11 protein-coding genes and 1 pseudogene are annotated in these 12576 nt (G+C 71.4%); 3 read left to right on the top strand and 9 right to left on the bottom strand.

Translation table 11 applies throughout. The features are described 5' to 3' along the window. Position 1 precedes the first annotated feature (1 nt). On the bottom strand, positions 2-532 hold the full coding sequence (locus tag ABZ818_RS34425; RefSeq protein ID WP_361423606.1) for a DoxX family protein: 531 nt from the start codon (positions 530-532) through the stop codon (positions 2-4). A 224-nt stretch (positions 533-756) separates the two neighbouring features. Between ABZ818_RS34425 and ABZ818_RS34430 the strand changes: the two genes are divergently transcribed. From ABZ818_RS34430 to ABZ818_RS34440, 3 genes are all read left to right on the top strand, one after another. Continuing rightward, positions 757-2013, top strand: coding sequence for an amidohydrolase (locus ABZ818_RS34430; protein WP_361423570.1), 1257 nt, complete (start codon positions 757-759; stop codon positions 2011-2013). 206 nt (positions 2014-2219) lie between these two features. Continuing rightward, positions 2220-2594, top strand: coding sequence for a VOC family protein (locus ABZ818_RS34435; RefSeq protein WP_361423573.1), 375 nt, complete (start codon positions 2220-2222; stop codon positions 2592-2594). 285 nt (positions 2595-2879) lie between these two features. Then, positions 2880-5270 carry an excinuclease ABC subunit UvrA gene (locus ABZ818_RS34440; protein ID WP_361423576.1) on the top strand — a complete coding sequence of 797 codons (2391 nt, stop codon included), beginning with the start codon at positions 2880-2882 and terminating at the stop codon, positions 5268-5270. A gap of 258 nt (positions 5271-5528) precedes the next feature. Here ABZ818_RS34440 and ABZ818_RS34445 read toward each other — a convergent pair whose 3' ends face one another. The 8 genes and pseudogenes from ABZ818_RS34445 to ABZ818_RS34480 form a co-directional block, all read right to left on the bottom strand. Continuing rightward, positions 5529-6515: an L-lactate permease gene (locus tag ABZ818_RS34445; RefSeq protein WP_361423579.1), complete on the bottom strand. Its 987-nt coding sequence runs from the start codon at positions 6513-6515 to the stop codon at positions 5529-5531. Between the two features lie 49 nt (positions 6516-6564). Continuing rightward, positions 6565-8160 carry a gamma-glutamyltransferase gene (gene ggt / locus ABZ818_RS34450; protein WP_361423582.1) on the bottom strand — a complete coding sequence of 532 codons (1596 nt, stop codon included), beginning with the start codon at positions 8158-8160 and terminating at the stop codon, positions 6565-6567. A 152-nt stretch (positions 8161-8312) separates the two neighbouring features. Continuing rightward, positions 8313-9302: a GTP 3',8-cyclase MoaA gene (gene moaA, locus ABZ818_RS34455; protein ID WP_361423585.1), complete on the bottom strand. Its 990-nt coding sequence runs from the start codon at positions 9300-9302 to the stop codon at positions 8313-8315. Between the two features lie 66 nt (positions 9303-9368). Beyond that, positions 9369-10757, bottom strand: coding sequence for an NAD(P)(+) transhydrogenase (Re/Si-specific) subunit beta (locus ABZ818_RS34460; protein ID WP_361423588.1), 1389 nt, complete (start codon positions 10755-10757; stop codon positions 9369-9371). Continuing rightward, positions 10750-11070: an NAD(P) transhydrogenase subunit alpha gene (locus tag ABZ818_RS34465; protein ID WP_361423591.1), complete on the bottom strand. Its 321-nt coding sequence runs from the start codon at positions 11068-11070 to the stop codon at positions 10750-10752. Before ABZ818_RS34465 ends, ABZ818_RS34460 begins: the two co-directional genes overlap by 8 nt. Then, entirely contained in the window at positions 11067-12161 is a 1095-nt protein-coding gene (locus tag ABZ818_RS34470; protein WP_361423594.1) for a Re/Si-specific NAD(P)(+) transhydrogenase subunit alpha, read from the bottom strand. Before ABZ818_RS34470 ends, ABZ818_RS34465 begins: the two co-directional genes overlap by 4 nt. Then, entirely contained in the window at positions 12158-12448 is a 291-nt protein-coding gene (locus ABZ818_RS34475) for a DUF6457 domain-containing protein (protein ID WP_361423597.1), read from the bottom strand. The genes ABZ818_RS34470 and ABZ818_RS34475 overlap by 4 nt, the downstream gene beginning before the upstream one ends. A 3-nt stretch (positions 12449-12451) precedes the next feature. After that, positions 12452-12576 (bottom strand): annotated as a pseudogene (locus ABZ818_RS34480) (succinate--CoA ligase subunit alpha); the annotation flags it as partial.

The following is a 12576-nucleotide window of genomic DNA, read 5'->3' on the forward strand; positions in this document are numbered from 1 at the left end:
GTCAGTGACGCAGCAGCAGCGTGACACCGGCCACAACGGCACCGAGCACGATCGCGGCGACGCCGTGGGCGACGCGGTGCGAGCGCAGCCCGGGCAGCAGCCGGTCCACGGCGATCCGGCCAGGGCCGGTCAGGGCGAGAGCCACCGCGGACAGGGCGATGAGGAGCTCGTACTCGACGCCCTGCGGGGCGAAGAAGCCGCCGCCCCACTTGACGGAGATCGCGTTGACCAGCGTGCCGGCGACGGCCGCGGCGGCGAGCGGGGTGAGCAGACCGAGCACGAGGCCGAGCCCGCCGAGCGTCTCGCTGAGTCCGGCCACGACGGCGAACGCACGGGGCGAGGGGTAGCCGGAGGCGGCGAAGAACTGCCCGGTGCCGTCGACGCCGCCCCCGCCGAACCAGCCGAACAGCTTCTGGGCGCCGTGCGCGGCCATGGTCAGCCCGAGCGCGAGGCGCAGGACGAGAAGGCCGGCGTCGTAGGCGTGGGCGGGGGCCGCCGGAGCCGTCTCCGGCGCGGCGGTGGGGCGGGGCAGGGTGACGTCAGGAGTGGTCAAGGTGGGGGCTCCTCGGGTCGGACGGCGGGGGCCCACGACGCTGAGCGGCGGGACCCGACTTAACTTGAATCTTCAAGCTAACCCAGATGGGGCCGGTACTACAACTTTCAAGCAGCAGGGAGACGCCGACCGGGCTGCCGCGCCCCCGCGGGTGTGGTTACCGTCGGAGGTGGCGGCCCTTCGCCGGCCAAAGGGGCATCAACATGACCGCACACGACACGGCCCGGCAGGTTCTGGCCGGCCTGGACAGCAGCCTGACCGCGGACCTCGAAGCGCTCTACCAGGACCTGCACGCCCACCCCGAGCTGTCCTTCGAGGAGCACCGCACGGCCGCCGAAGTCGCCAGGCGTGCCCGGGACTTGAGCTATGACGTCACCGAGGGCGTCGGGCGGACCGGTGTCGTGGCCCGACTGGTCAACGGCCAGGGCCCGACCGTCCTGCTGCGCGCCGACTTCGACGCGCTGCCCGTCACCGAACGGACCGGACTGCCGTACGCCTCGACGAACGAGGGCGTGATGCACGCCTGCGGCCACGACGTGCACGTCACCTGCCTGTTCGGCGCCATGGCACTCCTGGCCGGCGCCCGCGAGCGGTGGTCGGGCACCGTGCTGGCCGTGTTCCAGCCGGCCGAGGAGCTGGGCCAGGGCGCCCAGGCCATGGTCGACGACGACCTGTACGCCCGGTTCGGCACCCCCGATGTCGTCCTCGGCCAGCACGTGATGTCGATCCCGGCCGGCACCATCGCCTGCCACCCCGGTCTCGCCTTCGCCGCCACCGACGCGCTCGACGTGCGCATGTTCGGGCGCGGAGCCCACGCGTCCATGCCGGAAGCGGCGATCGACCCGGTGGTGATGGCCGCCTCCACCGTGATGCGGTTGCAGACCGTGGTCTCCCGCGAGATCGCCTCCGCGGACCGCGCCGTGGTCACCGTCGGCGCCCTGCAGGCCGGCACCAAGGACAACATCATCCCGGACGAGGCCCGGCTCCAGCTCAACATCCGCACCTACACCCCGCAGGTCCGCCGGACCGTCCTGGGCGCGGTGGAGCGGATCGTCCGCGGCGAGGCGGCGGCCGCGGGGGCGCAGCGGGATCCCGAGATCAGCACCCTGCACACCTTCCCGCTGATGGTCAACGACGAGGAGGCGTGCGCCCGCACCATGGCCGCCATCGGCGACGTGGTCGGCCATGACAGGCTGACCGACCCGGGCGCCTCCTCCGGCAGTGAGGACGTCGGTGTCTTCGGCACCAGCGCGAACGTGCCGGTCTGCTACTGGCTGCTGGGCGGCGTCGATCCCGACGTCTACGCCAAGGCGGAGGCCGCGGGTACCAGGAGCCGTGACATCCCGCAGAACCACTCGCCGTTCTTCGCTCCCGTCATGCGGCCCACCCTCAGCAACGGCGTCACGGCGCTGACCACCGCGGCCCTCGCGTGGCTCGGCCCGGCCCCGCGTTCCGCGTGATCCACCCGCACGGAAGCCGGATCGAGTAGGGTTCCCGACGTGAACACCGGACCGGCGATACGCCACTCACGGATTGGCCACCCGGTGGAGGGCTGATCTCACCGCGGGTGCGGAGAAGGCACCCCCATGGTTCGGCACGCGGACCTCCCCGTGCTCGTGCACCACGACGAGTACGTTTCCGTGCCGAACTACAGTCAGGTCAGCGAATGACAGCCTCGTTCAACCACACCATCATCGCCTCCAAGGACCGCGAAGAGTCGGCCCGCTTCTTCCGCGAGCTGCTGGAAGTGCGGGCAGCGCCGTCCTGGGGCCCGTTCACCAACATCCAGCTCGCCGACGGTGTGCTGCTCCAGTTCGCCGAGCCGCCGGTGGAGATCCAGATGCAGCACTACGCGTTCCTGGTCGACGACGACCTGTTCGACCGGGCGTATCAGCGGCTGCGTGATCAGGGCATCGAGCACTGGGCCGACCCGCACCTGCAACTCCCCGGCGAGATCAACCACGAGCACGGCGGTCGAGGGGTCTACTTCAAGGACCCCGCCGGCCACGGGATCGAGCTGATCACCCGCCCGTATCTGTAACCGGGGCAGAACCGGTCAGGAATGGAGAAGCGCCGAGCGCCCGGCCCTCGGTAGCGTGGGCCGGGCCGTCCGGCGATCACGGGGGTGAACCGCGCGGACTCACCGGCTCCCCGGCCGGAGGGTCCGCGCGGACCAGGTGCGGGGATAATGCCTTGGTTCTCGCGCGGAGCGCGACCCCGGTGAGCGCCGGCCGGACGTGCGTCGCGCCACCCCGGCCCGGCACCGCCGCTCAGGCGGACACCCACGTTGCCGCGAAGGCGGCGCAGCCTCACGGATGGAGACACGATGAGCAAGGCCACGAGGACGGACACCCCGTCGCCCGCGCCGCACGCTGCCGACAGCCACGACATGATCCGCGTGCACGGCGCGCGCGAGAACAACCTCAAGGACGTCAGCATCGAGATCCCGAAGCGGCGTCTGACGGTGTTCACCGGAGTCTCCGGCTCGGGCAAGAGCTCATTGGTGTTCGACACGATCGCCGCCGAGTCGCAGCGGCTGATCAACGAGACCTACAGCGCCTTCGTACAGGGCTTCATGCCGACCCTGGCCCGGCCCGAGGTCGACGTCCTCGACGGGCTGACGACCGCGATCATCGTCGACCAGCAGCGGATGGGCGGCGACCCCCGCTCCACGGTCGGCACCGCCACCGACGCGAACGCGATGCTGCGCATCCTCTTCAGCCGGCTCGGGCAGCCGCACATCGGCTCGCCCAAGGCGTTCTCCTTCAACGTGCCCTCGATCAGCGGGGCGGGCGCGGTCACCGTGGAACGCGCCGGAAAGACCGTGAAGGAGCGGCGCAGCTTCAGCATCACCGGCGGCATGTGCCCGCGCTGCGAGGGCCGGGGCACGGTCTCCGACGTCGACCTCACCCAGCTCTACGACGACTCCAAGTCGCTCACCGAGGGCGCGCTGACCATCCCCGGCTACAAGCCGGGCGGCTGGAACTACCGGCTCTACAGCGAGTCCGGCTTCTTCGACGCGGACAAGCCGATCCGTGAGTACACCAAGCAGGAGCTGCAGGACTTCCTGCACCGCGAGGCGACCAGGATGAAGATCGCGGGCATCAACATGACCTACGAGGGTCTGATCCCGAGGATCCAGAAGTCGATGCTCTCCAAGGACCGGGAGGCGATGCAGCCGCACATCCGGGAGTTCGTGGACCGGGCGATCACCTTCACCGACTGCCCCGAGTGCGGGGGCACCCGCCTCAGCGAGGCGGCCCGGTCGTCGCGGATCGGCGGCACCAGCATCGCCGACGCCTGCGCGATGCAGATCAGCGACCTGGCGGAATGGGTCCGCGGCCTGGAGGAGCCGTCGATGGCACCGCTGCTCGCCACGCTGCAGCAGACCCTCGACTCGTTCGTGGAGATCGGCCTCGGCTACCTCTCGCTCGACCGCCCGTCGGGCACCCTGTCGGGCGGCGAGGCGCAGCGTGTGAAGATGATCCGCCACCTCGGCTCCTCGCTCACCGACGTGACCTACGTCTTCGACGAGCCCACCACCGGCCTGCACCCGCACGACATCCAGCGGATGAACGGCCTGCTGCTGCGACTGCGGGACAAGGGCAACACCGTCCTCGTGGTGGAGCACAAGCCGGAGACCATCGCGATCGCCGACCATGTCGTCGACCTCGGTCCCGGCGCCGGTACGGCGGGCGGCGCCGTCTGCTTCGAGGGCAGCGTCGAGGGGCTGAGGGCCAGTGACACGCTCACCGGCCGCCACCTCGACGACCGGGCCTCGTCCAAGGAGACGGTGCGCAAGCCCACCGGCACGCTGGAGATCCGCGGCGCGACCACGCACAACCTGCGCGGCGTCGACGTCGACATCCCGCTCGGCACGCTCGTCGTGGTCACCGGTGTCGCCGGCTCCGGCAAGAGCTCGCTCGTGCACGGGTCGATCCCGGCCGGCGCGGGTGTGGTGTCGGTCGACCAGGGCGCGATCCGCGGCTCGCGGCGCAGCAACCCGGCGACGTACACCGGACTGCTCGACCCGATCCGCAAGGCGTTCGCCAAGGCCAACGGGGTGAAGCCGGCGTTGTTCAGCGCCAACTCCGAGGGCGCCTGCCCCACGTGCAACGGCGCCGGCGTCATCTACACCGACCTGGCGATGATGGCCGGCATCGCCACCACGTGCGAGGAGTGCGAGGGGAAGCGGTTCGACGCGTCGGTGCTGGAGTACCACCTCGGCGGCCGTGACATCAGCGAGGTGCTGGCGATGCCAGTGGCCGAGGCCGAGGAGTTCTTCGGCGCCGGGGAGGCCCACACGCCGGCCGCGCACCGCGTCCTCGGCCGGCTCGCCGACGTCGGGCTCGGCTACCTCACCCTGGGCCAGCCGCTCACCACTCTGTCCGGCGGCGAGCGGCAGCGGCTCAAGCTGGCCACCCACATGGCCGAGAAGGGCGGCGTCTACGTCCTCGACGAGCCGACCGCCGGTCTGCACCTCGCCGATGTCGAGCATCTGCTCGGCCTGCTCGACCGGCTCGTCGACTCCGGCAAGTCGGTGATCGTCGTCGAGCACCACCAGGCGGTCATGGCGCACGCCGACTGGATCATCGACCTCGGTCCCGGTGCCGGCCACGACGGCGGCCGGGTCGTCTTCGAGGGCACGCCCGCCGACCTCGTCGCCGCCCGCTCCACCCTCACCGGTCAGCACCTCGCGGCGTACGTCGGCGCCTGACCGAGGCCCCGGCGACACCGTGGGACGCGTCCACTCCGACGCGTCCCACGGTGCGGCCCGGGTGCCGGGCGGCCTCAGCCGCGCGGACGGGAGACGTACCGCAGGGCGGGCGAGCCGGTGTGGTGAACCCGAGGCCCGTCGTGACCTCAGGGAACCGCACGTCGATGGTCGGTCTGCTCAGTACGCTCTTCAGCGGCCCGATCAGCAGGACGACCCCGGTCACCGCGAGCAGGGTGGAGTAGGGGATGAACGCGGTGTTCAACGACATCGCGGGCGCCCGGGCACCGGGCTCGCCCGCGGACGCCATCGCCGCGGTGGTCCCGCCCCGCACACCGGCCCGGACGCGGCACGCCCGGGTTCCGGTGTGCTCGGGGCCGCCTGCGCGGGCGGCGCGGCGACACCGGCTGATCCGCCCTCCTCGAACACGGGGCTGTTCACCACCCGGGAGGGGCGGCGGTAGAGGGGCAGCCGGGCGAGGCCGGCGACGACGACCAGACCGACGAGGCCGGCGGCGAAGCCGTTCAGCGTGTCGTCCCACTGGGACAGCGCCAGCATGACTCCGCCGTGTACCAGCGAGATCACCGCGACCGCCGGCAGCCCCTCCCACAGGCCTCGGAGGCGGCCGTAGAGCCAGCAGATGGTCAGGCCGCCCACGAGGTTGACCATCCACAGCAGCAGGGAGGTCTGGATCGCCGTCGTGGCGTTGTCGGCCGGTGAGAGATGCGTGACCTGCTTCATGCCGATCCAGGCGGCGGACAGGGTGCCGAAGGTGTTGTTCCAGGCGTGTCCGACCAGCGCGATCACCACCGCGTGGAGCGGACGGACACCGATGCCGACGAGCAGCGGGGCGCACACCGCGATGGGCACGCCGAAACCGGTGATGCCCTGGAGAAAGGAGGCGAAGGCCCAGCCGATCGCCATGACTTGGAGAAGCGGATGGACGAACATGCGCGTCATCCCCCGCTGGAACGGGGTGAAAGCGTCCGCCTCCTTGGCGACCTCGTAGATGAGGATCGCGGACAGGATGACGTAGACGATGGTGACGGCTTCGACGACTCCCTTGACCGTTTGCAGTCCGACCGCGTCCAGGCGCAGGTGAAAGACCGTCAGCGCGGTCACCGAGGCCACCAGCCAGCCCAGCGCACCGGCCTCCGCCGCGCCCCAGCCCCGCGCGATCATCAGGAAGAGGAGCAGGGCGAGCGGGGCCAGTGAGGCAGCCCAGAGCCAGCTGCTCGCGTGTTCCATTCCCGGGGTCTCCTCTCGTCCGGTCGTCCGGCTGTCGCGAGGTCGGGCGTCACCAGCCGAGAGCGAGGCCGTCGCCGCGCGGGTCCGCGCCGCCCATCAGGACGTCGTCGGTGACGCGGATGGCCTGGGCGTGCCCCATCACGCCGTCCCAGCTGCCGACCTCGCGGACCGGGTGGCCCCAGGTGCGCAGTTCGTCCAGCGTCCCGGAGGAGAAGCGGTCCTCCATCCGGAGATCGCGTCGCTCGTCCCCCCAGGTGCGGCCGTACAGCCAGCGGGGCGCGTCGATGGCCGACTGGACGTCCCTGCCGAAGTCGACCACCCGTGTGACCAGGGCGTTCGACGTCTGCGGCTGACCCTCGCCGCCCATGGTTCCGTAGACGAGGTCCAGGTTCTCGCCGCGGAAGAGCATGCCGGGCATGAGGGTGTGGAAGGTCCGCTTGCCGGGTTCGAGGCGGTTCGGGTGTGCCTCGTCCAGGGAGAAGAACGATCCGCGGTTGTGCATCAGCACCCCGGTCCGGCCCGCGATGAACCCGGAGCCGAACTCGTGGTACAGGCTCTGGATCACCGAGACGGCGTTGCCTGCCGAGTCCACCACGACGCTGCACGTGGTGTCGCCGCCCATCCGCGCCCCCGGTCCCGCGGGGGCCGGCCGGGGAGCCACGCGCTTGCTCAGTTCGGCCGCGTAGTCCTTGGACAGCAGGTGCCGCAGGGGGATGTCGTGGAAGTCGGGGTCGGTGAGGTACCGGTCGCGGTCGGCGAACGCCAGGCGGGTCGCCTCCACCAGCAGGTGGACGTACTCGGGGCTGCTGTCGGTCATGCCGCCGAGGTCGAAGTGCTCGACGATGTTCAGCGCCATCAGGTGCGCGAACCCCTGCGAGTTCGGCGGGGCCTGGTAGCAGCGGTACCCGCGGTACGTCGTGTAGATCGGTTCGGTCCACTCCGACCGGTGGGCGGCAAGGTCCTCGGTGGTGAGCAGGCCGCCGGCCTGTTGCAGGCTCGTCGCGATCTCCTCGGCCACGGGGCCCTCGTAGAAGCCGGGCCGGCCCTTCTCCGCGACGGTCTCCAGCGTTTCGGCCAGCTGCGGCAGCGCGAGGACGTCCGCCATGATCGGCAGCCGGTCCCGGGGCAGCAGCGTGCTTCGGGTGAGCGGATGGGCGCGGAGGACGTGCGCGACCTCGGCGGCGCAGGCGGCGTAGCTGTCGCAGACGGCGAAGCCCTCCCGGGCGTAGGTGATGGCCGGCTGGAGCAGGCGGGCGAGCGGGAGGCTGCCGAACCGTTCGTGCGCGCTGCACCAGCTGTCGACGGCACCGGGCACGGTCACCGCGGCGAGCGGCCCCCGGGTGGGGATCTCCCGGTGGTCGCGCTGCCGGAAGTACGGGCCGGTCGCGTGGGCGCCGGCCCGGCCGCTGCCGTTGAGCGCGTGGACCCGGCCCGTGGCGGCGTCGTGGATGAGCCAGAAGGCGTCCCCGCCCGGTCCGGTCATGTGCGGGTAGACCACGCCGAGCGTCGCGTTGATGGCGATCGCGGCGTCCACGGCCGTACCGCCCTCCTGCAACACCTGGAGGCCGGCCGTGGAGGCGAGGTAGTGCGGGGTGCTGACCATCCCGTTGCGTGCCAGGGCCACCGGGCGGGTGGTGCGCGTCATACCGGCTCCTCCGAGGTTGCATACGATATGAAGTCGGCAGTATTCTCAAAGGTGGACGATCTCCTGTCCAGAGGCCGTACCGAATCTTTCTTCCGGCGCGGCGCACAGGCCTGGGCGTGCCGGCCCACCCTTGCGTGACCTCGCTCTTTCGTCTAGCCGCCGATGGCGGACATCGGGCGTCGGGGCTGGAGGAAGGACGGATCGTCGAGGCCGGAGCCCGCCTTCTTGCCCAGCGTCGCCGCCCGCCACAGGGCGGCGACCTCCTCGTCGGACGCCCCGGAGCGCAGCGCGGTGCGCAGGTCGGTCTCCTCCCTGGCGAACAGGCAGGTGCGAACCTGGCCGTCCGCGGTGAGCCGGGTACGGTCGCAGGCCCGGCAGAAGGGCCGGGTCACCGAGGCGATCACCCCCACCGTGGCCGGTCCGCCGTCGACCAGCCACCGCTCCGCGGGCGCCGAACCGCGCTGCCCCCGCCGTTCCGGGGTGAGGGAGAAGCATGCGGCGAGCTTCCGCAGGATCTCCTCGGCGGTCACCATCTGCTCGCGCTGCCAGCCGTGTTGGGGATCCAGCGGCATCTGCTCGATGAACCGCATGTGGTAGCCGTGCCGGACGGCCCAGGCCAGCAGCTCGGCCGGCTCGTCGTCGTTGATCCCGCGCATCAGCACCGAGTTGATCTTCACCGGTTCCAGCCCGGCCTCGCGTGCCGCGGTCAGCCCGGCCAGCACCTCCCGGTGCCGGTCGCGGCGGGTGAGCGCCTTGAAGCGGTCCGGGCGCAGGGTGTCCAGCGAGACGTTGACCCGGTCGAGCCCGGCCTCGCGGAGCGCGCCGGCGGTGCGGGCCAGCCCGATCCCGTTGGTGGTCAGCGACAGCTCCGGCCGCGGGGTGAGCGCGGCGCAGCGGGCGACGATTCCGGCCAGGCCGGGGCGCAGCAGCGGCTCACCACCGGTGAAGCGCACCTCGGTGACGCCCAGGCCGGTGACCGCGATCCCCACCAGCCGGACCACCTCGTCGTCGGTGAGCAGCCGGGGCCGGGCCAGCCAGGCCAGACCTTCCTCGGGCATGCAGTAGGTGCACCGCAGGTTGCAGCGGTCGGTCAGCGAGACCCGTAGATCGGTGGCGATCCGGCCGTGGGTGTCGATCAGCATGGGGTCCGTCTCCCTCGGTGGCGACGCAGGGAGCGGCCGGGCGTCCACGCGCCCGGCCGCTCCCCGTCACAGGGCCTTGAGTTCCTCGGTGATGTCGGCGACGGAGGACTTGGCGTCGCCGAAGAGCATCGACGTCTTGGCGTCGAAGTACAGCTCGTTGTCGATGCCGGCGAACCCGGGGTTCATCGAGCGCTTGAGCACGATGACCGACCTGGCGTGGTCCACGTTGAGGATCGGCATCCCGTAGATCGGCGAGCTGGGATTGGAGCGGGCGGCGGGGTTGGTGACGTCGTTGGCGCCGATCACCAGCGCCACGTCGGTGCGGCCGAACTCCCCGTTGATGTCGTCCATCTCCTTGAGCTGCTCGTACGGCACGTCGGCCTCGGCGAGCAGGACGTTCATATGGCCGGGCATGCGTCCGGCGACCGGGTGGATGGCGTGCTTGACCTCCACGCCGCGCTGTTGGAGCAGACCGGCCATCTCGCGTACGGCGTGCTGCGCCTGCGCGACGGCCATGCCGTAGCCGGGGACGACGACCACCTGGCTCGCGTAGGCCATCTGGATGGCGGCGTCGGCCGCGCTGGTCTGCCGTACCGTCTGGTCCGCCGGGCCGCCTCCCGGTCCCGCGGTGGCGCCCGTCCCGCCGAAACCGCCTGCGACGATGGCCGGGATCGAGCGGTTCATCGCCTTGGCCATCAGATCGGTCAGGATGGTGCCGGAGGCGCCGACGATCATGCCCGCGACGATCATCGCGGTGTTGTCCAGCGCCAGGCCGGTGGCCGCGGCGGACAGTCCGGTGAAGGCGTTGAGCAGCGAGATGACCACCGGCATGTCGGCGCCGCCGATCGGCAGCACCACCATCACGCCGAGCACCGCCGCGGAGACCAGCACGCCGATGATGAGCGCCTCGGAGGCGTGGCCCAGGCCGATGCCGACCGCGCAGGCCACCGAGACCAGCAGCAGTGCCAGGTTGAGGGGTTGCTGCCCCCGGCCGAGACCGATCGGCCTGCCGGGCAGGATCTCCTGGAGCTTGCCGAAGGCGATCAGCGATCCCCAGAAGGAGAGCGAGCCGACGATCGCGGCGAACAGCGACGTGACGACGACATGGCCGGCCTCCGTCGCGTAGCCGTGGCTGTCGCGGAACTCAACCCAGGAGATCAGGGCGACGGCGCCGCCGCCCACTCCGTTGAACAACGCCACCATCTGCGGCATCGCGGTCATCTTGACCCGCCGTGCCGCCGGTACGCCGATCACCGTGCCCAGGACCAGGCCGAACGCGATCAGCAGCCAGTTGCCCGTCCCGGGGGTCAGCAGGGCGGCCACGGTGGCGATCAGCATGCCCGCCGCCGCCGTGAGGTTGCCGCGTACGGCCGTGCGCGGTCCGGTCAGGCCCATCAAGCCATGGATGAACAGGGCGAACGCGACGATGTAGAGAATCGGGATCAGGTCATCCACGGCCGACCGCGTCCTTTCCTGCTCCGGCGCCGTCCGGCGCCTTCTTGAACATGCCGAGCATGCGGTCGGTCACCAGGAACCCGCCGACCACGTTGATCGTGCCGAACACGATCGCGACGACCAGCAGCACCCGCTCGAAGGGGCTCGAGGCGGAGCGGCCGAGCAGGACCAGGCCGCCGAGCAGGACGATGCCGTGGATGGCGTTGGTGCCGGACATCAGCGGGGTGTGCAGGGTGTTGGGCACCTTGGAGATCACCGCGAAGCCGACGAATCCGGCCAGCACCAGGATCGCCAGGTTGGCCAGGAACATCATCGGGCCTCCGTGAGCTGGTCGCTGTTCTGCGTCACACAGCAGGCGGCGAGGATCTCGTCCTCGGGGTCCGGCGCGAACTCGCCGTCGGTCAGCATGAGTTCGAGCAGCGCCTGGACGTTCCGCGCGTACAGTTCGCTGGCGTGCTCGGGCAGCGTCGCCGGCAGGTTCAGCGGGGCAGCCACGGTGACGTCGTGCCACACCACGGTCTCCCCCGGTGTGGTGAGTTCGCAGTTGCCGCCGGTCTCCCCGGCGAGGTCGACGACCACGCTGCCGGGCCGCATCCGCCGCACGGCCTCGGCGGTGACCAGCTTCGGCGCCGGGCGCCCCGGGACCAGCGCCGTCGTGATCACCACGTCGAAGCCGGCGATCGCCTCGCTCAACCGCCGCTGCTGCTCGGCCTGTTCCTCCTCGGTCAGGGCACGGGCGTACCCGCCCTCGCCCGCGGCCTCGACACCCAGCTCCAACCACTGCGCGCCGAGCGAGCGGACCTGCTCGGCGACCTCGGGCCGGACGTCGAACCCGGTCGTGCGGGCGCCGAGACGTTTGGCGGTGGCCAGTGCCTGGAGCCCCGCGACGCCCACGCCGAGCACCAGGGCCGTGGCCGGCTTCACCGTTCCGGCGGCCGTGGTGAGCATCGGGAAGAAACGGGTGGAGTTCCGGGCGGCGGCCAGCACCGCCTGGTAGCCGGCGACATTGGCCTGCGAGGAGAGCGCGTCCATGGACTGCGCGCGGGAGATGCGCGGAACGGCCTCCATCGCGAAGCCGGCGACGCCGGTCAGGCGCAACTGCTCGGCGATCTCCGGCCTGGTCAGCGGCGCCAGGAAGCCGATCACGGCGGATCCGGGGCTCAGCAGGCCGATCTCGTGGGGCGTCGGCGGGTTCACCTTGACCACGACGTCGGCCGCCCACGGTTCCCCGATGGTGGCCCCGGACTGCTCGTACTGCTCGTCGGGGATCAGTGCCCCGGCTCCGGCCCCGGCCTCCACCACGACGGAGAGACCCGCGGCGCGCAGCCGTTCGACGACTTTGGGCACCAGCGCGACGCGGCGTTCGCCCGTCGCGGTCTCCCGGGGGACTCCGATCAGCGTCATGTTCCTCTTCCCGGCTGTGAGGGGGCGGGGCGTTGGCCGTTCGGCGTGCCGCCGTCCGGAGCGGACCAGGCCGCGGCGAGCCTGTTCACGGTCTCGGCGGCGGTGGCGGGCGCGATACCGCGTCCCACGGCGACACCCAGCAGGTAGGTGGTGAGCGGTGCGGCCGGACGGGCGACCTGGTGGGCGACGTTCTTCGCGACGTCCAGCACCTCGTCCCGGTCCAGCGCGTCCCGGCTCACTCCGAGTTCACGGGCCACCTGGGCGATCCATCTCTCCAGGGGATTCACGCGTCACACCGCCTGCCGGGCCAGTGCCGCGGCCTCGGTCGGGGTCTTGCCGACCTTGACGCCCGCGGCCTCCAGGGCCTCCTTCTTCGCCTGGGCGGTACCGGAGGAACCCGAGACGATGGCGCCCG

The organism is Streptomyces sp. NPDC047453 (genome assembly GCF_040643155.1).
Classification (GTDB): domain Bacteria; phylum Actinomycetota; class Actinomycetes; order Streptomycetales; family Streptomycetaceae; genus Streptomyces.